General features: G+C 52.8%; 16 protein-coding genes, 1 tRNA gene and 2 pseudogenes. 15 read left to right on the top strand and 4 right to left on the bottom strand.

Going from position 1 to position 19,529, the window contains the following annotated elements:
• Positions 1-115 precede the first annotated feature (115 nt).
• Entirely contained in the window at positions 116-1,228 is a 1,113-nt protein-coding gene (locus AC1DHT_RS03895; RefSeq protein ID WP_427536737.1) for an enoyl-CoA hydratase/isomerase family protein, read from the top strand.
• Positions 1,229-1,281: 53 nt separating this feature from the next.
• Here the strand turns inward: AC1DHT_RS03895 and AC1DHT_RS03890 are convergent, their stop codons facing one another.
• The gene (locus AC1DHT_RS03890; protein ID WP_427536739.1) at positions 1,282-1,716 is read right to left on the bottom strand and encodes a hypothetical protein; all 435 of its coding nucleotides are present in this window, start codon (positions 1,714-1,716) and stop codon (positions 1,282-1,284) included.
• 280 nt (positions 1,717-1,996) lie between these two features.
• On the opposite strand from AC1DHT_RS03890, the gene AC1DHT_RS03885 reads away from it, so the two are divergent.
• The 4 genes from AC1DHT_RS03885 to AC1DHT_RS03870 all read left to right on the top strand — a co-directional run bounded on the left by AC1DHT_RS03885 (position 1,997) and on the right by AC1DHT_RS03870 (position 4,547).
• Complete coding sequence (locus AC1DHT_RS03885; protein ID WP_427536912.1) at positions 1,997-2,203, top strand: cysteine-rich CWC family protein; 207 nt, start codon at positions 1,997-1,999, stop codon at positions 2,201-2,203.
• Positions 2,204-2,240: 37 nt separating this feature from the next.
• Positions 2,241-2,933, top strand: coding sequence for a pseudouridine synthase (locus AC1DHT_RS03880; protein ID WP_427536741.1), 693 nt, complete (start codon positions 2,241-2,243; stop codon positions 2,931-2,933).
• 311 nt (positions 2,934-3,244) lie between these two features.
• Positions 3,245-4,129 (top strand): alpha/beta fold hydrolase, encoded by an 885-nt coding sequence (locus tag AC1DHT_RS03875; RefSeq protein WP_054596091.1) that lies wholly within the window; start codon positions 3,245-3,247, stop codon positions 4,127-4,129.
• 344 nt (positions 4,130-4,473) lie between these two features.
• A tRNA-Gly gene (locus tag AC1DHT_RS03870) sits at positions 4,474-4,547 on the top strand.
• 77 nt (positions 4,548-4,624) lie between these two features.
• On the opposite strand, the pseudogene AC1DHT_RS03865 reads toward AC1DHT_RS03870, so the two are convergent.
• Positions 4,625-5,786, bottom strand: a pseudogene (locus tag AC1DHT_RS03865) (IS3 family transposase).
• 226 nt (positions 5,787-6,012) lie between these two features.
• Positions 6,013-6,915, bottom strand: a complete 903-nt coding sequence (locus AC1DHT_RS03860; RefSeq protein WP_427536743.1) for a LysR substrate-binding domain-containing protein — start codon at positions 6,913-6,915, stop codon at positions 6,013-6,015.
• Between the two features lie 159 nt (positions 6,916-7,074).
• On the opposite strand from AC1DHT_RS03860, the gene AC1DHT_RS03855 reads away from it, so the two are divergent.
• The 3 genes and pseudogenes from AC1DHT_RS03855 to AC1DHT_RS03845 all read left to right on the top strand — a co-directional run.
• Positions 7,075-7,620, top strand: a complete 546-nt coding sequence (locus AC1DHT_RS03855) for a sugar ABC transporter (protein ID WP_427536745.1) — start codon at positions 7,075-7,077, stop codon at positions 7,618-7,620.
• A 503-nt stretch (positions 7,621-8,123) separates the two neighbouring features.
• A complete protein-coding gene (locus AC1DHT_RS03850; protein WP_427536747.1) occupies positions 8,124-8,984 on the top strand; it encodes a LysR family transcriptional regulator in 861 nt (286 codons plus the stop codon).
• Positions 8,965-9,182: pseudogene (locus AC1DHT_RS03845) on the top strand (transposase); the annotation flags it as partial. The gene AC1DHT_RS03850 and the pseudogene AC1DHT_RS03845, both read left to right, overlap by 20 nt.
• A 107-nt stretch (positions 9,183-9,289) precedes the next feature.
• Here the strand turns inward: AC1DHT_RS03845 and AC1DHT_RS03840 are convergent.
• Entirely contained in the window at positions 9,290-10,516 is a 1,227-nt protein-coding gene (locus AC1DHT_RS03840) for an MFS transporter (RefSeq protein WP_427536749.1), read from the bottom strand.
• Positions 10,517-10,812: 296 nt separating this feature from the next.
• Between AC1DHT_RS03840 and AC1DHT_RS03835 the strand changes: the two genes are divergently transcribed.
• From AC1DHT_RS03835 to AC1DHT_RS03805, 7 genes are all read left to right on the top strand, one after another.
• Complete coding sequence (locus AC1DHT_RS03835; RefSeq protein WP_427536751.1) at positions 10,813-12,243, top strand: bifunctional 2-methylcitrate dehydratase/aconitate hydratase; 1,431 nt, start codon at positions 10,813-10,815, stop codon at positions 12,241-12,243.
• 31 nt (positions 12,244-12,274) lie between these two features.
• Positions 12,275-13,414 (top strand): hypothetical protein, encoded by a 1,140-nt coding sequence (locus tag AC1DHT_RS03830; protein WP_427536753.1) that lies wholly within the window; start codon positions 12,275-12,277, stop codon positions 13,412-13,414.
• The gene (locus AC1DHT_RS03825) at positions 13,414-14,370 is read left to right on the top strand and encodes a hypothetical protein (protein WP_427536755.1); all 957 of its coding nucleotides are present in this window, start codon (positions 13,414-13,416) and stop codon (positions 14,368-14,370) included. The genes AC1DHT_RS03830 and AC1DHT_RS03825 overlap by 1 nt, the downstream gene beginning before the upstream one ends.
• Positions 14,371-14,717: 347 nt before the next feature.
• Complete coding sequence (locus AC1DHT_RS03820) at positions 14,718-16,262, top strand: Fic family protein (protein WP_427536757.1); 1,545 nt, start codon at positions 14,718-14,720, stop codon at positions 16,260-16,262.
• A 640-nt stretch (positions 16,263-16,902) separates the two neighbouring features.
• Positions 16,903-17,637: an ABC-three component system protein gene (locus tag AC1DHT_RS03815; protein WP_427536759.1), complete on the top strand. Its 735-nt coding sequence runs from the start codon at positions 16,903-16,905 to the stop codon at positions 17,635-17,637.
• Complete coding sequence (locus tag AC1DHT_RS03810) at positions 17,630-17,845, top strand: ABC-three component system middle component 7 (protein WP_427536761.1); 216 nt, start codon at positions 17,630-17,632, stop codon at positions 17,843-17,845. Before AC1DHT_RS03815 ends, AC1DHT_RS03810 begins: the two co-directional genes overlap by 8 nt.
• The gene (locus AC1DHT_RS03805; protein WP_427536763.1) at positions 17,838-19,466 is read left to right on the top strand and encodes a DUF2326 domain-containing protein; all 1,629 of its coding nucleotides are present in this window, start codon (positions 17,838-17,840) and stop codon (positions 19,464-19,466) included. The genes AC1DHT_RS03810 and AC1DHT_RS03805 overlap by 8 nt, the downstream gene beginning before the upstream one ends.
• Positions 19,467-19,529 lie beyond the last annotated feature (63 nt).

Here is a 19,529-nt window from a genome sequence, read left to right as displayed (position 1 = left end):
TCAATGGGGCGAACCCTAGGAAAGCCCACCGCGCTTGTCAATTGATCTGACGCAGATCCAGCACTTTCTCGTACAGCGATCATACTGAACGTTCAATTCAGTCATCGAGGTCAAAATGAATCTGCACTTCGAAGAACTCACCGGCACGGACGGCGCACGCATCGGTATCGCCAGCCTGGATGCCGAAAAAACCCTGAACGCCCTCTCGCTGCCGATGATCAGGGCCTTGAGCGATCAACTGGAGGCCTGGGCCAAAGAGCCGCAAATTGTCTGTGTACTGTTACGCGGCAACGGTGCCAAGGCGTTTTGCGCCGGCGGTGAAGTGCGCAGCCTGGTAGAAGCCTGTCTAGCCCATCCCGGTGAAGTGCCGCCCTTGGCTGCGCAATTTTTCTCGGCGGAATATCGCCTTGATTTTCGCTTGCACACCTACCCTAAACCGCTGATCTGCTGGGGCCACGGTTACGTCCTCGGTGGCGGCCTGGGGTTGCTGCAAGGCGCGAGCATCCGCATCGTCACCCCCAGCAGCCGCCTGTCCATGCCTGAAATCAGTATCGGCCTGTACCCGGATGTTGGCGCCAGTTGGTTTTTGTCACGACTGCCCGGCAAGCTCGGCCTGTTTCTTGGCTTGACCGGCGCGCAGATGAACGCACGCGACGCCATTGATCTGGACCTGGCTGACCGCTTCTTGCTGGATGAACAGCAGGAGGAGCTCATCGAAGGTCTGCTGCAATTGAATTGGCAGGAGCAAACGCCAATGCAGCTCAACAGCCTGCTCAAGGCCTTGCAGCAAGAAGCCGTCAAGCAAATGCCCGAGGCTCAATGGTTGCCACGACGCCAGCAGATTGACGAGTTGCTGGATGTCAGCGATGTGCGCTGTGCCTGGCGCGCCATCAGTCTGTTGCGCGATCACCGCGACTTGCTGCTGGCCCGCGCGGCGAAAACCCTGTACGAGGGCTGCCCACTGACCGCCTATCTGGTCTGGGAGCAGATCCAGCGTGCTCGGCACCTGTCATTGGCCGAGGTATTCCAGATGGAATACACCATGAGCCTGAACTGCTGCCGGCACCCGGAATTCAGCGAAGGTGTTCGTGCGCGCTTGATCGACAAGGACCAGAAGCCGCATTGGCATTGGCCGAACATCAACGCGATACCTGAAGCGGTCGTCCAGGCGCATTTTCATAAGGTCTGGGAAGGTCGGCATCCGCTGGCGGATTTATCGGGTTATTGAAATCCGGGCATAAAAAAAGCGGCGCTGAATGCGCCGCTTGTTCGTTGCAAGGCCTAACGGTGGCCGTCCCAATTGCGGCGGCCATCGCGACCATCACGGTCACCCTGTCTGTCGTGATCACGCCCGTCACGATGCCCCCGATTATCCCAATCCCGGCGGCCATGGCCACCCTCTTCGCGATGACCCCAGCCATGGTGGTCGCGATCATCCCAGCCACGGTTCTGGTAAACGCGGTACTCGACTCGTGGTGGTGCCTGGTAATAACGCGGCGCTGGCTGGTAGTAGCGCGGCGGCGAGTAGTAACGCGGAGCTGGCTCGTAGTAACGCGCAGGCGGTGCGGAATAATAGGATCCACCTCCGTAGTAATAGGCTGGCGCCGGAGAGGTGTAGACCTCAGAGCGGTAATTACCGGGGCCTTCGTCGTAATAGGGAACACAAGCAGAAAGCGTCAAACCCAATGAAGCGATAAGAAGAAGTCGACGATACATGGCGGCCTMCTGGACCGCGAATGAGCCATACCAGCGACGCTGGTCAGCGGCAGCCAATTCATCTGACTGACGAAACATCTGACAGCAAAATCAGAATCTGGTGCGATTTAGAAACAAATATAAACAAGTAGCCGATAACGCTTCTCGACCGCTGGAAGCCGGCATGAAATCAGTGGCCCGCCCAACTTGCACAACCTGTTGTCACGCGCCGATCAGGCGATGTACCGTGCCAAACCTATCGACCCTGACCGAACCTGCGCAGAAGTGCCCCACTCCAGTGATGAATAAACCAGACCTATGCCCGGCCTGCGGCGCCAGCAACGATTGCAGCCTGGCCGACCCGCGAACCGCCGACCAGGCCTGCTGGTGCTACGCCGTGGCTATCGACCCGGCGGTGCTGCTGGCATTGCCCGCCGAACTGCGCAATCAGTCGTGCCTGTGCCCGAGCTGCGCTCAAGTCGAGTCGCAGCTGCAAGCAGCCCTATAGGGTAAGATGCGCGCCCTTTTCCGATCTGCCGGCCGTCATGCGCGTTGACCGTTTCCTCAGCAACCTGCCCCGCTTCAACCGCAAACAGGTGCGTCTGCTGTTGGTCGAACGGCGGATCAGGGTCGACGGGCAGATCGTCAGCGATCCGCATTGGGAAGTACGCGAGTTCAGCCGTGTCGAGTGCGACGACGAAGTGCTGCAAGCCGGCAAACCACCGCGCTACTTCATGCTGCACAAACCGCCAGGCTGTGTCAGCGCCACTCGCGACCCGGAACACCCGACCGTCCTCGACCTGATCCTTGAACCTGACAAGGACGACCTGCACATCGCCGGGCGACTGGACTTCAACACCACCGGGCTGATGCTGATCACCAACGACGGTTCCTGGTCGCGGCGCCTGACCCAACCGCAGACCAAGCTGCCGAAGGTCTACTACGTCGAAACCGAACAGCCGATAACGCCAGAGTACGCACAAACCTTCGCCAAAGGCCTGTACTTCGCCTTTGAGGATCTCACCACCCAGCCCGCCGACCTGGTGCTGCTGGGAGAAAAATCTGCACGGTTAAGCATTGTCGAAGGTCGTTATCACCAGGTGAAACGGATGTTTGGCCACTTCGATAACAAGGTCTTGCGCCTGCACCGCGAACGCATGGGGCCGCTGGTACTCGACGACACATTGAGGCCGGGTGAGTACCGCCCGCTAAGTGCCAGAGAAATCCAGCTGATCTGAAGCAAGCGACCGCTGAGCAGAAGTTGTCGAACAATTTACGAACTGCACTTGCGCGATGGCCACTCCCCTGCTTGAATCAGGACGTCGGCCCAAATGTGACCGGCAAGTCATAACATACTTCTAAGAAACTTTTGTCGGCAGAGCGCCTCGCAGATTCCACCTCTCCCGACAGACTGCCCGCCAATAACAATACCCGTCGACCAGCCTTCACCGGATCGACATGGGCTCAAAAATTCCAGGCGTATGCCTACCTGTCACAAAGCTCGTGCAATCTCATTGCGCGCATACCCGCTTGCCAGGAGTCTTATGACATGAGGCCAGAAATCGCTGTGCTGGATATACAAGGTCAGTACCGGGTTTACACGGAGTTCTATCGCGCAGACGCCGCAGAGAAGACCATTATTCTGGTCAACGGCTCGATGGCCACCACTGCATCGTTTGCACAAACCGTGAAAAACCTGCACCCGCAATTCAACGTGGTGCTGTACGACCAGCCCTACGCGGGCAAGTCCAAAGCCCACAATCGGCATGAGAAAATGCTCACCAAGGAAGTCGAAGGGCAGATCCTCCTTGAGCTGATCGACCATTTTGCCGCGGAACACGTGATGTCATTCTCGTGGGGTGGCGCAGCCACCATGATCGCTCTGGCACAGCGTCCGCGCCGGATCGAAAAAGCCGTGATCAGTTCGTTCTCGCCAGTGGTCAACGAGCACATGCGCGATTATCTGGAGCGCGGTGTCGACTACCTCGGCAAGCTCGACCGCGACCGTGTCGGCCATCTGGTCAACAACACCATCGGCAAGCACCTGCCATCGCTGTTCAAACGCTTCAACTATCGTCACGTCAGTACCTTGGCCGAACACGAATACGGGCAAATGCACTTCCACATCAGCCAGGTACTCAACAGCGATCGCATGTGCTACCTCAAGGCGGCCAAGCACATCGACGTGCCGGTGCTGTTCATGAACGGTGAATGGGACGAGTACACCGCCGCCAGCGATGCCCACCTGTTCGCCAGCCATGTGCAACACAGCACATTCAGCACCATCCGGGCCACCGGGCACTTTCTCGACATGGAACACAAAGCCGCCTGCCGAGACAGCCGCCACGCACTGCTGGGGTTCCTGAAACCGGCTCATCATGAAGGCCGAACGCGTTCCCACTTCACCCAGGACCACCATGCATTGGCCATTTGAAACAGCGTCCTCGCGAGCAACCTCGTCTTCCTAGGTACACGCATCACTTGCCGGAACGAGGCTTGCCCGCGACAGACCGCAACACGGTTTCAAACCCTGCGTACCATCACCATCGCCAGCGCTGAGCCCAGCTGCCGACGAGGTATATCCCTGCCCGTCCGAACCTGCAAAAACTCACGTAAACACAGATCCGCCAAAGAAAAACTTCAAATCCAGCGCCACATCTGGTACAAAGTCAGCCGCTCTGAGCGGGTGTCGTATAATGGCATTACTCCAGCTTCCCAAGCTGATAACGAGGGTTCTTATAGGACACCCCGTTTTGTGAGCAAAGGCATATGTATAATGCGGGTATAGTTTAGTGGCAAAACGAAAGCTTCCCAAGCTTTAGTTGAGGGTTCGATTCCCTCTACCCGCTCCACTTCCAAGCCTTGTATCTTGCGGGCTAGAGACCAGATTCCCAGATACTTTCCTGCTTAATCACAATACTTGTAATGGTCAACTGATCCCGGACACGACGTTAAGTTTTTTCTCGGCCGAACGGGCGCCAGCCCACCGTTGAATTGATGGGGCCGAATCCAGTTGTACCGATGCATCAAAAAATGACTAATGTCGCGCTGGGCCTCTTGGTTCGTTCGGTAGCCCTTGGTCAGTATCCATCCGGTTTTCAAACTCCGAAATACCCGCTCCATCAGCGCATTGTCCCAGCATTTTCCCCCGAGACTCATGCTTTGGCGCATGCGATAACGCCAGAGCCGCTGGMAAAATAAACGACTCGCATACTGCGACCCTTGATCTGAGTAAAACAACAGGCCCTGAGGTCTTCCACGTTGTTGATAGGCCATGTCCAGTGCCTTGATCACCAGCTCGGCGCCCGGCTTTTCTGACAATGCCCAACCCACTATCCGGCGCACGCAAAGATCCAACACAACAGCCAGGTAATGCCATTTGCCCTGAGCCCAGATGTAAGTGATGTCGCCACACCGGACCTGATTAGGCGCCGGGACATCGAACTCTCGATTCAACGTATTCGGGATATCCAGTCCTTCAACCGTCGCTCGTTTATAGGCATGAGAACCTGGCTGTTTGCTCACAAGTTCAAGCTCGCGCATTAAGCGTCCTACCTTGAACCGACCCAGTTGTTCACCATCTTCACGCATCATCGGCAAGATGCTGCGGTTGCCCGCAGCACTACGACTATCTGTGAACAGTTCATTGACCCGACTGCGCAGCCGAAGCCGCTCAACATCCGGAGTCCGGCGCCTGAGATGCTGGGCGTAGTAACACGAGCGAGTGGCTTCAAACAACTTGCACAGCCAATCAACCGGCTCGCGGACGCTCAGTTGGTCAATCAGTGCGAACGCTCGTGATCTTCTGACATCAAGAGCGCGGTAGCCTTTTTCAGGATGGATTTCTCTCGCTCGAGTCGAGCGATACGAGCTTCCAGCTCCTGGATTTACTGTTGTTCCGGGGTCAGCGCTTTACTTTGCGGAGTAACGCCTTTGCACTCCTGCCGAACCTGGTTGACTCAGCGGCGTAGTGCCGACTCACCGACGCCGAGTGAACGACTGGCTTCGATGAAACTGTAGCTTTGCTTGAGCACGAGGTCGGCAGCCTCGCGCTTGATTTCAGCGGAAAAAACACGGCGTTGTTTGGTCATCTGACACCTAGATCTGGCGAGCATTCTCGCCTAAATGGGTGTCCGGCTTCATTAGACCACTACATCATATACGGTAGAAACATCGAGTCGTACAGCATTGAGCCATGGTTTCTCAAATACGTCAGGGTGCAGCAGAGCTCGGCCACTGGGGCTGCCGAACCCTCTTCGGATCGCAGTGGTATCAAGCCGTTTAACAGTGTCCGCTCTGACCAACGCTCTCTCACGCCTACAGCTCAACCATTGTTGCCTTCTTCGCCTCATCCAGTATCCATTGAGCAAACGCTCGTATTGGCTCTCTGCTCAGTCCAATAGGCTCGGGGAGGATGAGGCTGAAGGTTTTGGAGATTGTTTTCCCATCTGGCCACGGAGCAGCCAACCGACCTTGCGCAAGTTCGGTTTCAATGTAGAAACGCGGTACCAAAGCAACGCCAAGACCGGCCAAAGCAGCCTCGATCAACATTGCATGAAGATCATAACGCGCACCAATTGCAGGATTGGTCAGTGCGATTCCAGTCTCCTCGGCGTAGCGTTGCCACGCATCAGGGTTCTGTCGTCGATGCAGTCGCGGCAGGATATCCAGTGCAATTGCCATTTTGACGTCCTTCAGAAGTTCGGGATGGCAAACCGGAACCAGCACCTCATTCAACAGAGGGTGCGTCCGCATTCCTGTCCATGCCGGATGCTCGAAATGGATTGCAGCATCGAACCCGCTTCCGGCGAGGACGAAGGGTTCCGTACGCTCGGCAAGGTGCACTGAGATGTTCGGATGCTTCTGCCGAAATTGTGGCAAACGTGGAATGAGCCACCGCATTGCGAAAGTCGGGACGGTGGCGATGTCGAGACTCGCGCCATCGCTCGGCTGTCCCATCAGGTATTGGCTATCCCGATTCAACCGATCAAGCGACTCCCGAACCTGGGCTGCGTAGCGCTCCCCGTTAGGCAGGAGTCGGACGCGATTTCCGATTCGCTCGAACAGCGTGACACCGAGGAATGCTTCCAGTCGGCCAATCTGACGACTGATGGCCCCTTCGGTGACAGATAGTTCGTCCGCCGCGCGCGCGAAGCTGCCATGACGGGCGGCAGCCTCGAATGCCATCAGTGCAGTGTTGCTGGGGATCTTTCGGCGCATGAGTGTTCCTGATTCAGGGCGAGGTACCCAAGCCATCTTGATATTTTATCAATGAAGGTTACCAAAAAATCGTTTTATACGCCGCGATACAAGTCATACCGTGACAGGATATCAACAAGCGAAGCCGGGCGCATGAGACTCCCGGCCAGGAGTAATCTGATGATCTATACAGTGGAATGCACCTTCGCCGATCCAGCCAGCGAAGCAGAGTGGAATCATTTTTACAGCTTGGAAAAACTGCCCGCGCTCATTTCAGTGAGCGGATTCCATACATCGCAGCGTTTCAAAGCAGTGAGCGCCGGTTGCCCTGTTTACCTTGCCGTTCATTCAATCGACAATCTAGACGTTCTTCAGGGAGATGAATATCGTCAGAAAGGCGGTGGAAACTTCGCGCGCTGGCAACAGCACATCACCGATTGGCATCGCAATCTTTATAGTGGTCTTGACCGTGCTCCTGCCATCGGTGCAGACGAATATCTGGTGGTGAGCGCAACCGGCCCCGACCCGCTCATCAGGATGGGCCTCACGCCTTATCAGATTCAAGCAGTAGCATTGGAGAAGTTTCCGGAGCATCGATGGCTGGCGAAGCTCGATCGTCCCATCGAATCCGGCGTGGAATATTTGCCGGAGGACGTCCACCTCTATGTGCCGATGACAGAGCAATTGACGAGCAGCGGTGACGCCACATCCGAAGTATCACGGTAGAGCAGAAATGCCCAATGTCACGATTTTTATCCCTGCGCAAAAGATGCCGCCAGATGAAGCGCTTGCGGAACTCACGGCGCACTGCATGTTGGCGCTGATTGAAAACTGAGCCGCCTCGATCAAAGAAGCGCTCGTGACTGGCAGTCTCATTTCATCGGCGATGACACCCACTCGGGAAGGATACAGACGACTGCTACCCGAGGCAGAAGCCGTATGCGGTAGTTCCGCACGTACGGATCTGTGCGGGGTGGCAGGTAACTGCCATCCCTACCGCGACCGATGCAGCGACAGCTTGTCACGAAAATACATGCGCCGAATTTTGCCCATCATTTCCATGCTGATCAGCCGGTGTTCTTCTGCTCAAAAATTGAGCAGAAACAGTTGAACACCTGGGGGCAGTTTTGGGTCAGCGGCAACATACACACTTTCTCTGGCCTTTTAAGCGGTAAGCTAGGCCTTTGCTTACGTACTCTAAGCCCCTTACGCCAACCTGATGATTAAATATGCTTGACTGGGATAGCCTGCGCTTTTTCTCTGCCTTTGCTCGTGAAGGATCCCTGGCTGGTGCCGCACGTTCACTAGGAGTGGAGCACGCAACCGTAGCTCGCAGGATCGCGGCCCTCGAAGCATCTCTGAACATGAAGCTAGTGGATCGAAGAGGCCGTGTTTACCAGCTAACTGAAGACGGGGTCAGGGTAAACGAATATGCCACGCAGATGGAGATCGCGTCATTTGCGCTTCAGCGATTCGTTGACCGCGAGGAAAGTCGCATTGAGGGTGAGGTGATCTTGTCTGCACCTCCTGCATACCTCGGGACTCTGGTAGCTCGGCGACTCGGGGCGTTACGCGAACGTCATCCCCGGTTGCAACTGAGGCTCGTTGGCGCCAAGTCCATCGCGTCGTTGGAGAGGAAAGAAACCGATATTGCCATTACCTTCAGCAGGCCGGAAGAACAGAGCGTTGTTGCCAAAAGCCTGGGCTTTTTGCGCTTCTTCCCTTACGCAAGTCAGGATTACATCACTCAACGAAAACCTGACAAGTATGAGTTTATAGGCTACGACCGGAGCATGGGCGATTCGATACAGCAACGATGGCTCTTAGATCGCCTGGAAGGGAGACCGCTTTCCGTTACCAGCAATGATCTGCGCATCCAGGCATTAGCCGCCGTAGGGAACGCAGGCATCGTTTTCCTCCCGGATTTTTTAGGGAAAGAATATCGGCTGGCAAGAGTAGATATGGATCACAGTCCGCTGGAGCTACCGGTCTGGCTCGCGTTTCATGAAGATCTACGCGGCTCACTAAAAATCCGAGTAGTTCTCGATTTCCTCATGGAGGGGCTAGGGCCTGTTGCCGTTTCGCCATAAACCTTTGATACATAAGAACAAGCGTGATCCACGGATGACCGTCGAAGGCATGCAGTATCGCATGCGTACGGGATGTCCCGAGACCCACCCAAGGCGTTCGGGAACTGGAACAAGGTCTATAAGCGCTTCAATGCGTGGTCAGCGCCAGGCAAGTGGCTCAAGGTCTTCAAGGTGCTCGTAGTTGAACCCGACATTGAATAGGTTTTCATCGACGGCAAGCTCAAGAGAAATTACGAGAGTGTGGTCGCGATGGCCTGCGCCTTTCTTTGGTTACCTATGTGAAATGGCAACAGCCCCTAGTGAGATTAACGATCTGCTGCCGCATAAGTGGGGTCGTTAAGCTGCGTGGGGGGCTGGCCTTGATTGCCTCTGCAGAGCTGCACCAGTGCAAAGGACGCGAGACTAGCGATAATAAGAGCCAGCGAGGTGATTCCGGCGTTCAGCCCCCAGCAGTCGATTATATAGCCTGTGATCACTGGAATCGTACCTGCGGGCACATAACCTCCCATGTTAAACACCGCGTTGGCTTCAGCTCTACGCTGAGCGGGTACATTGTCAGCAATCAGGGACAGCCCACCTAGTTGGCCTAAGCCCTGACCGACACCTGCCAGTAGAGCGGAAGCGATCAGCCATGGAGCAGAGCCCATTTTCAATGCAAACCAAACGCAGACCATTGAGAAAATGGTTGCAAGTCCGCTAAACGAAAATACGATACGGCTACTGAGTCTCTTTGCCGCGAACTGCACGCCTACGGCGACCAGAAACATTGAAAATGCCATGCAACCCGTGATGAGGGGACTGTTCACGCTCAGAAAGGTGGATATCATCTTGGGGCCGAGCGACAGGATGAATGAAGTCGATGTTATCCCTGGGCCGAAGAACGCTATCCCTAACAGCACGATGCCAAGATTTTCTTTAGGAACGGTGGGGAAACGTGCTTTGAACGAACCGACCCCGAGCTTCTGGTTCTTCTGTTTAAGCAACGCCACGAGCGCCACACACAAAATCGCGATTTCAATTCGGAAGACTGTTTGAATCGGGTTTGGGAAGTATTGCGCCACAACCCCAGCCAATAGCGGCCCGGTTCCTGCTCCAGCCACCATTGCGACAGATGCCATTAACGAAGCAAAGTGCTTGCGATGTGGCTGAGCATGCTCAACGACATTTGCCATACCGCCAGATACAACGAGGCCTACTGAAACGCCAGTTAGGAAGCGCGCGAGCATCAACACGCCGATACTATCGGCTTGATCAAATAGAATCGCAGCAACGATAGCGAGACCTACACAGGGCAGAAGTAAGGCTTTGCGCCCATAGTGATCGGACAGCTGTCCGGCGACGGTCAGGGTTAGAAGAAGACCGATAATGTAGCAGGCAAAAATCACCGTTAACACGCCGGAAGTGAAGCCCAAGGATTGCTGCCAAAAGCTGTAGAGCGGGGTAGCTGCATTCGAAAGTATAAAAATAGCGGTTACGATCCATGCTGTCCGATACACAGCAAGTGATCCTTGTTTGGAGTAGTTACTGCTCACAGGTGAAGAACCTCTCTAGGGCAGAGAATCGAATTTCCGCCCTAGAATAGAGAGATATTTCGTGATGGCCCACTCACCAAATTCACAAACTAGATGTGAAAAAATTCACAGTGACAAAATAGAAAGACCTGTCTCATTATTGTTTAGTCCGTGATCACGGAAGAGCAGATGACGCCTGCCAGGAAAGTTACAGCCTATAAAAATAACTCGCTGACTCACGTTTGCTGGCTCGCTCGCCTGCGAAAATGATCTAGAGATTACTCTAGATTGACGGTATTCGATATTCGAGAGACAAATTGGGAAATCAAAAGTTTGATCCGTTGATGCAAGAACTCGTTGACCATGTGTATTCGAACGAGCCCAGCAGCGAACAATCACTAGAGCTAGCGCGCTATGCGTTGCTGGATTCGATCGGGTGCGCACTGGCGGCATTGGATAATGAGCCTTGCAAGCAACTGCTTAGCACCATGAAGTTTACGCTAGGTGCTTCTAATGGGGCTCGAGTACCTGGAGCGGGTGAGGAGTTTGGGCCAATTGAGGCTGCATTCCAAATTGGCACGTTGATTCGATGGCTGGAGTTCAATGACACTTGGCTTGCTCAGGAGTGGGGCCATCCGTCTGACAATCTAGGGGCAATACTCGCCGTCGCAGATTGGGTTTCCCGCAACAACAGAATAGCGGGACGAGAGCCCGTGTCTATGCGCACGGTTCTGGATGTCATGGTGAAGGTTTATGAAGTCCATGGGGTACTGTGCTTAGAAAACTGTTTCAACAAGCTCGGTATCGACCACGTAATATTCGTCAAAGTCGCCTCAAGCATTGCTGCTAGCGTTCTTATGGGGCTAAGCAGAGAGCAGGCGTTAAACGCATTATCCAATGCATTTATTGACGGTCATTCCTTACGAACCTACCGTCACGCGCCAAACGCTGGCACGCGTAAGTCCTGGGCTGCTGGGGATGCGACCGCGAGAGGGGTTCAGCTCGCACTGTTCAGCCAATCTGGCGAAATGGGCTACCCGAGTGCGCTCTCCACTCCACGCTGGGGCTTCAATGATGCCGTGTTCCAAGGCAAAGAGATGCTGCTGGGCCGCCCACTTGGAGAGTATGTCATTGAGAACATCCTCTTCAAGGTTCCCAATCCTGCCGAATACCATGCGCAGACCGCTGTGGAGGGGGCAATCAAACTTCATGCGTTCATGCATGAAAAAGGTCTCGTTATTGACGATATCAGCGAAATCTTCATTGAAACTCAAAAACCCGCGATGCAGATTATCAACAAGGTTGGAGTTTTGGGTAACCCGGCTGATCGTGATCACTGCTTGCAGTACATGGTCGCGGTCGCTGCGCTAAACGGCGATCTAACCATCGAAGACTTCGATGGGCCAATTGCGTTTGACCCTAGGGTTGATCAGCTTCGCGACAAGATTCGGTGTGAAGAAAAGCCGGAATACACAGCAAATTACTATGCCCCCGACAAGCGCTCAATCGGCAATACCCTCACCGTTCGCTTCAAGGCTCAGATCGAACCATTTGTGGCAGCAATAGAATACCCGGTCGGACATCGCGTTCGTAGATCTGAGTGTCTACCCTTGCTGGTGCAAAAGTTCACTGCCAATGCAAGTGTTCGTTACGGTTCGGAGCGCTCGAAAAACATCGAGAAATTGATCACAAGCTCTAGTGATCTTGAAGGACTTGCAGCTGACGACTTTATGCAACTACTGGCGTAACTTGGCCATTTTTATATTAAGGATAATGTAAATGAAGACCTGCCTACTGATCGGCTGCGGGGCTGAAATTGGCGCCAATTTACTGCTATTGAATGACCCTACACAAGACGGTTTTTTCATATCTACAGTAATCACTAACGCACCATCTACCGATAAGCATTACCCTCATTTATTGCCGATTCACGGCATCGTAGCAAAGTTAGCTTTGGCACAAGCAAACGCACTTGAGCGAATTAAGGTACTATCGCCAAACCAGATAAAAATCGACGAGAATGTCGTAAATTTTGTATTCTCGAATATTGCGAAAGATGACATTAATGAGTTAGGCCGCTTCGACTTTGCGGTCATTGCAACTTCAAAATCCGATATTCTGCCGGAAAGTGCCGTCGCCCAGAAGGTGAGGAAGGTTGCGCCGATTGTGCTCGGTGTAGCTGAAGCAGATGCCCTGCCAAGCATTTATGGTTGTTTGATTGACTTATCGCATGAGCTATTGCCATCTGTCGCTCCAACAGAGGTTAGCTCGGGGATGTTCTGCTTAGGCTCCTGCCAGTCAAACGGTATGCATGCGTCGTTAAGAGTGTTATTGGAAGCGTTGGCGAGCCATGGCAAGGACGCGACTGCAATTCTCTCGGTACAAACTGACATTGTGCATCCTGATACTCCCAACGGCGTACTGGGCACCCGTTCGTTCGAAGGACGTATGCAGGATGCTCGCAACAACCTGCGCCCCAGCTTCTCTCAGATCGTCCAAAGCCGCCGCAAGGTTCTGCCATGGGCTGACATGCTGAATACTGTTTCGCTTCGTGCACCAGTCCAAGCTCCCGGCTACCAAATCAACCGGTTTGTAATTTCGGATCAGGGAATGTTGCTCAAGAGCGACATCATCGATGCTGCCGCTAAAGTCCATGAGCACTATCCATACATCGCGATGGCTACAGATTTGCCGTTGGGTAGCCGCGCTTATGGCTACCAACCTCGCTGCGGTAGTCTCGTTGCCGACGATAAGCATCTGCTAATCAACCGTCCAAGCTACCTAAGTAAACAAGGTCTGTCCGAGGTGATAGTACAATCCTATGTCAGCAACACCATTGGTTACTCAGCCGTTGTGCTCGCAACACTACGCACTCTCAGTGCAGGCAAAAAAGTTTCTGTCTTCGAAGGTGTTTGCTAATGGCCAAGTCACATGATGTGGATCTTCTCAGCGCCGGATTTGTTATCAAAACGGCAAGGGACGAAAAATTCAATGAAAAGCTGACCAAGGAGGTTTTGCAAATCAAGGCACTATGCCAACTCCATCCTGATCAGATGATTCCCGTAATCCATGAAGGCGCGATAAACGGACGAGCCTTTTACGCATTAGAAAAAATCTCGGGCAGCACGCTCTCTAATATTGTATTCGACGCAAAACTGGCCAACACTTCGAAACGCGCCTCTCTGCAGAAAGCGCTGGCCACGATTGGCCCGGCAATTTCCAGGGAGTACCAGAATGCGAAAGGAGAGCGCTTTGACCTCCTTCGTAAGCTGCAGCAAGAATGGGACGCGATCAAGAGTCTTGACCCCATGTTTCTTGAGTGTCCTATTTTCAATGGTGTAATGCTTAACGAATCCTTGTTCGAGATTTATACAAAGGCATCAAACTTTGCCAGGTCCGAAAAGTTCTCTTCCGTCGATGTTGCACATTTGAATTTTCATTTTGGAAACGTGATCAGCAAAGAGGGAAATGGGCCAATTGTGTTCATTGACCCGGACGACTCAGTGAGAGGAGCGGACCCCCTGTTTGGCCTTGCGCGTTTTGCATTTTCCTTTTGGCATGAGATTGGCACCGAATCCCGAGGAAAAGTGACCGTCGACACCCAGGCGGATGGCAAACGGCACTACCGACTTGCTGAGGCGGATCACCAAACACTGTTGGATGAAGTTCCGGAGATCTCTCACCTCGGTGGCATTGCAGACTGGATCCTGTCGGAGGATCTCAAGCGTCTTTACGCTCTGACAGCGTATTGCTTCCTTCGCAGCATCAGGCTGAATAACACGACAGTTCCAGCACCATGCGGCGAGGCACTCCCTCAAGAGGTTCTGGCGTTAGGTTGTATTGTCTTCCTTTCTGGACAGTGCCCCCTTAATTAAAGAGCAGGTCACCAGAATCAGTTGACCACTACACACATCGTATTTGACGGGGGATGCAGGTAAAGAAAAAACCGGCCTTGATGGCCGGTTTTTTTGTGCCTGGGGTTTGGTGGAATCGGGCTCTGAGGCATCTCCCCCACTTTCGTCCGTTGTCCGCTGATCGATGAGTAAGTGCTCTCGGGGCGTTAGCGACTACCCTGAAGTCTGTTAGCGTTTTTTTCTAAAAACACGGATTTATTATCAAATTTCATCAAGCGTTAGCATTTTCACGCCTACGAAAATTAGCGTTTTCGCATATGATCAATGTTCTGTTAGCGTTTTCATTGCACCAGTAAAGGATTTCGTCAATGCAAGTCGGTTTCAAGACCCTCGCAAACCGTCACGACATCGCACTGGCACAGCCTCTACGAGTCGACTCGATGATCGGCACTGTACGTGTCAGTCGCGAAAGTGACGGAAATGTGGAGAACCGCTATCCGGCAAGCTATCGGCCCGCAGACGATTTCGCAGGACATTTCGAATTCGGCCTCAAGTACGAAGAGATCCATCTCGAGTTCTTCGCCCGCCTGTTTGCGGTCACAGGTCCGCAGCCTATCGAAGACTGGTGTCGACGGGAGCCATTCGGCCAGTACGCCCGCCGTACGGGATTTCTCTACGAATGGCTGACAGGGCAACGTCTGGATGTGCCAGACGTGACCAATGGCGGTTATGTTGATGTACTTTCGCCACAAGATTACCTGACTCGTCACAAGGCACTGCGAACACGGCGTTGGCGAGTCAATAACAATCTGCCGGGGACGGCGCAGTTCTGCCCCTTGGTTCGTCGTACGGCACCGGTGCAGGACGCACTGCAATTCGATCTACGCGAGGCGTTGGATGAGTTGGATCAGGCCTTTGGTGCCGACATCCTGATGCGTACGGCCAGTTGGCTGACGTTCAAGGAATCACGCGCAAGCTTTCTCATCGAAAAGGAAGCCGACCAGGCCGATCGCATCCGGCGGTTTGCCCATGTCATTGGCCAGTACTGCGGTCATATCGAAGACCCGTTGAGCAACGACAGCCTGCAGTCCCTGCAAGCTGGCATTCTGGGGCGGGATGCTATCGGACTGGGCTTGCGGCACTCTCCTGTGTTCGTGGGACAAGCCACGATGCGCGAGGACATCGTGCATTACATTGCCCCACATTACGCGGATCTCGCTCAGCTATTGGCTGGACTCAACGAGTTTGAGGTCGCAACTCGAGGTGCGGAGTCAGTGGCACGTGCCGCTGTGTTGGCATTTGGCTTTGTGTACATCCATCCCATGCGCGATGGCAATGGCCGGATTCATCGCTTCCTGATCAACGACACCCTTATTCGGGATAAGGCAGTGCCCGACGGCGTGATACTGCCGGTGTCAGCCACAATCACGAGTTCGATCGACTTCAGGGCCGGCTACGACCGTACGCTCGAAGTATTCTCGCGACCGTTCATGCGACGTTACGCAGCGGACTATCGGTTCGGCGAACTCGTGACCTATGAGGACGGGACTCGCAGCAACTTCATCTTCGATGAATACAAGGACGCGTGCTTTGCCTGGCGCTATCCCGATCTGACCGAACACGTCCTGTACACCGCACGTGTCGTCGAGCACACGATTCGAAAGGAAATGGCGGATGAAGCCAGAGTACTGGTGATCTTTCAGCAAGCTCAGGACCGGCTGAAAGAAGTACTGGAAATGCCAGACCAGGATGCGAACCGCATCATTCGCTCCATCAAGGAGAACGGCTGGGTGGTGTCCGGCAAGCTAAAGAAAGGGTACCCGCAGCTTGAAGATGAGCGCATGGCAGAACGCATTGTGGAGGCCGTGCGTTCTGCGTTTGAGGATCGTGAGATGGGGGGCGGTGAAGAGTGACTTTCGGTGGATTAGGATAAGGCGCAGGGGGATTGGGGAAAAACCGCCTTGATGGCTTTTTATTTATGCTAGGGATTTGGTCGAGTCATGATCGACCTGGCTATTCGCTGATAAATGAATCTGTCACCTTTTTACTCTTCTGCTCCCAATCGGGACGGCGGTCGGGATAGAGGACGTTAAAGACGCGCTTCAAAACCTTCAGCATCATTCCAAGCCTGATTTGAGGGAGGCAAGCTCCGACGATCATACCTCACAGCTTCAATGATGCTGACACTGCMATCGGTTGTCCCGCCCTCAAAAGATGGGGCTTGGCTATACCGGCGATGATGGCAAAATGKTATGTTGCGCAGGACAAGTGGAAATCAGGCACAGGGAATGTGGAATCTTGAAAAGGCAACCTGCGAAAGCAGCGTGTTTATATCAACAAGCGCAGCCGCCGCGTCGGCTGACAGCGTCTTGCTACCCTCCCAACCATCCGTAGGTCAGGCGATCCCATCATGCCGTATGGAGCTTATACCTGCGCCTGTTCATCACTCTTATATCAGCCAGCCGGGGCACTGCTCAGCCCTGAGTGGCATGCAGACAATTTAGGTTTTATATGGCGAATGCAAGGACAACATACCATCCTGAAGAGCACAGCATGCTTTATGCGGAGACAGGTGGTATCTGTCCGCTTTGCGCTCGTGTAATCATAGATAAGAAGCCAGGTTCAAAAAACCCTAGAAAGTTTTATGAAGTCGCTCACATCTATCCTCTGAACCCAACTACCGCTCAAACTTTGGCACTGGTAAATCACACGATCCCTATCGACATCAACGGGCTCGATAACGTGATCTGCTTGTGCCCTTCTTGTCACCGGAAGTATGACAAGGATTTTAAAATTGCAGAGTATGATCGGTTGCGGGAAATCAAGGACGGTTTCATCCGAGATACGGATGCCAGAAAGTCGATTTCTGAGCACAGCCTCAGGATAGAGATAAAAGAGCTGATTGAGTCCTTCGCCGATCTGGACGACGAAAACCTTGTCGCCTTTGACTTAGAGCTAAATGCTTTCACCTTGAAAGAGAAACTAAAGAAAGGTGCAAGTAACATCCTGAAGCGCAACATACGACACGATGTGGTTGGCTATTTCGTGACAATCCGTGATGAACTGCGGCTGCTTGAGCAACGGGATCAAGCAGCCGTAAAAATGCTACTCAACCAAGTTAATACCTATTTCTGGGCGATGCACAGAGAGCACCCCGACAACAAGGATGTCATTTTCAATTATATCGCTCAATGGATCAGCGCCAAGAGCGGTAAGTCGCTGGACGTCTCGAAGATTATAACTTCATTCTTTGTGCAAAACTGCGAGGTTTTCGATGCTAGTGCCTAGTAAGTTTACCAAGCTTGAAGAATCCACCATTTTCAAGATGCACGCCATCCTAGCAGAGAAGGAGCTTGGTGAAACTGTAGCCAAAGCCCTCGCCAAGACTCGCGATCAATTCTTAGACGCATCTGAATTTCTTGCTGCGATGGATGTTTTATTTTTCTTAGGCTATCTAGATGTTCAGGATGAAACTGGAGTGATTGAATATGCTTAAACAGATAAAGTGCAACCTATTCAATCAAAGCCCTATTGAATTCCATGCCGGGCTAAACATTGTCCTTGGTGATGATGAAGCAAAGAACTCCATTGGCAAATCATCAACTCTCTTGGTAATCGACTTCGCAATGGGCGGTAGTAGCCTATTGGTAGACGACGCCGGAGTGATTAAGGTGCTTGGGAGCCATTCATACGAAATCACATTTGACTTCGGTGGTGTCCCCCTATTCGTCACTAGATCTACTGAGCAGCCAGACGTTGTTGAAATCTGCAACTCTAATCATGTCAAAGAAGACGAAATATCACTTGAAGCGTATAGAGAGAAGCTCAAAAGCCTATATGATCTGTCTGAGCTAGAGAGTTCCTTCCGATCCATCGTTGGCCCATTTGCTCGGATATGGAACAAGGGAGAAGCTGATCCAGATCATCCATTAGCAGGAGCTTCAAAAGAAAGACTCAGCGCGGGCGTGGCCAGGTTGCTCGATCTCTTTGAACGCACGGGTGATGTTTCCGTGGAGCGGGCTGTACTTCAGATCTTGAAAGATAAACAAGATTTGATGAGGAAGTCGATGACTGCGGAAATTATCCCACGGATCACGATGACCAAGTATAAATCCAACAATCAGCTCATTAAAACCAATGCGCAAGCCATCAGTGACATCAAGGATAACTTCGCCGGTGCCATCACCGCATACGAAGCCCTGTTCGATGAAAAACTAAGGGCCATCCAACAAACCAAAAATGAGATGATCAATAAGAGAAATCTGATTTCGGCTAGAAGAGAAAAACTTCAGAGAGATCTCTCTGGCGTATCCCCTCGCCTGGCTGCAAACATAGCCCTCGTTGCTGAGTTCTTCCCAGAGGCCAACCTCGAGCGCCTCGAGCAGGTAGAGCAATTCCACGCAAAAATTGGCAAGCTAGTAAGCAAAGAACTTAAAAGTGAACTTGAGCTTTTGGTCGCAAATGAGTCTGAGATTACCGGCCTCATCACCGACCTTGATGAACAAATAAAACTCACCCTTAAAGCTAAAGGCACCCCAACAGACCTATTCGCGAAGGTTTTTGAACTCAAAGAGGTTACCGACAAGGCTAGGGAAGAAAATAAATTCTTCGAGCAGAAGGTTTCCATTGATGATAGCGAGACAGCTTCCAAAACACGCCTAGATGCTATCTACGACAAAATCTTCCTTGAGATTGAAGGCGCTATCAATCAGAAACTTGAGAAATTCAACAACCTTGTTTACGGGCCTGAGCGTAACCCGTCACAGCTTCGTATTAAGAGTGCCAACTCTTACAGCTTCACCTCTCCACTGGATACTGGAACAGGCAAATCGTATGCGGGATTGGTCGGGTTTGACCTATCAATGTTGTCGCTCACGCGCCTGCCATTCGTCATCCATGATTCGATGATATACAAAAACATCGAAATTGCCGCCACTGAACATATCATTAAGATCCTGGCCTCCTTCAAACAAAAGCAAATTTTCCTAGCTTTTGATGAGGCAAAGAAGTTCAACAGCGCAACTCAGAAAATCCTGCAAACCAATAAGGTATTACAACTACACCGCGACAAACTGCTCTACAGCAAGGATTGGAGGGCGAAAGAGAAGAGAACGTAGGGAGGCCTAAACGGCGAGGCATGAGCACGGGGATGCTCATGCATACCTCGCAGTTGTTGAAGC

The sequence above is a fragment of the Pseudomonas sp. 05N432 genome (genome assembly GCF_056396945.1).
Note: the sequence above shows the minus strand (reverse complement) of the source record. Positions and strands in the feature narration are given on the sequence as shown.

Coding starts and splice junctions, on each gene's coding strand:
- AC1DHT_RS03895 (WP_427536737.1), top strand. CDS start 116: ATGAATCTGCACTTCGAAGAACTCACCGGCACGGACGGCGCACGCATC.
- AC1DHT_RS03890 (WP_427536739.1), bottom strand. CDS start 1,716: ATGTATCGTCGACTTCTTCTTATCGCTTCATTGGGTTTGACGCTTTCT.
- AC1DHT_RS03885 (WP_427536912.1), top strand. CDS start 1,997: ATGAATAAACCAGACCTATGCCCGGCCTGCGGCGCCAGCAACGATTGC.
- AC1DHT_RS03880 (WP_427536741.1), top strand. CDS start 2,241: ATGCGCGTTGACCGTTTCCTCAGCAACCTGCCCCGCTTCAACCGCAAA.
- AC1DHT_RS03875 (WP_054596091.1), top strand. CDS start 3,245: ATGAGGCCAGAAATCGCTGTGCTGGATATACAAGGTCAGTACCGGGTT.
- AC1DHT_RS03860 (WP_427536743.1), bottom strand. CDS start 6,915: ATGCGCCGAAAGATCCCCAGCAACACTGCACTGATGGCATTCGAGGCT.
- AC1DHT_RS03855 (WP_427536745.1), top strand. CDS start 7,075: ATGATCTATACAGTGGAATGCACCTTCGCCGATCCAGCCAGCGAAGCA.
- AC1DHT_RS03850 (WP_427536747.1), top strand. CDS start 8,124: ATGCTTGACTGGGATAGCCTGCGCTTTTTCTCTGCCTTTGCTCGTGAA.
- AC1DHT_RS03830 (WP_427536753.1), top strand. CDS start 12,275: ATGAAGACCTGCCTACTGATCGGCTGCGGGGCTGAAATTGGCGCCAAT.
- AC1DHT_RS03825 (WP_427536755.1), top strand. CDS start 13,414: ATGGCCAAGTCACATGATGTGGATCTTCTCAGCGCCGGATTTGTTATC.
- AC1DHT_RS03820 (WP_427536757.1), top strand. CDS start 14,718: ATGCAAGTCGGTTTCAAGACCCTCGCAAACCGTCACGACATCGCACTG.
- AC1DHT_RS03815 (WP_427536759.1), top strand. CDS start 16,903: ATGCTTTATGCGGAGACAGGTGGTATCTGTCCGCTTTGCGCTCGTGTA.
- AC1DHT_RS03805 (WP_427536763.1), top strand. CDS start 17,838: ATGCTTAAACAGATAAAGTGCAACCTATTCAATCAAAGCCCTATTGAA.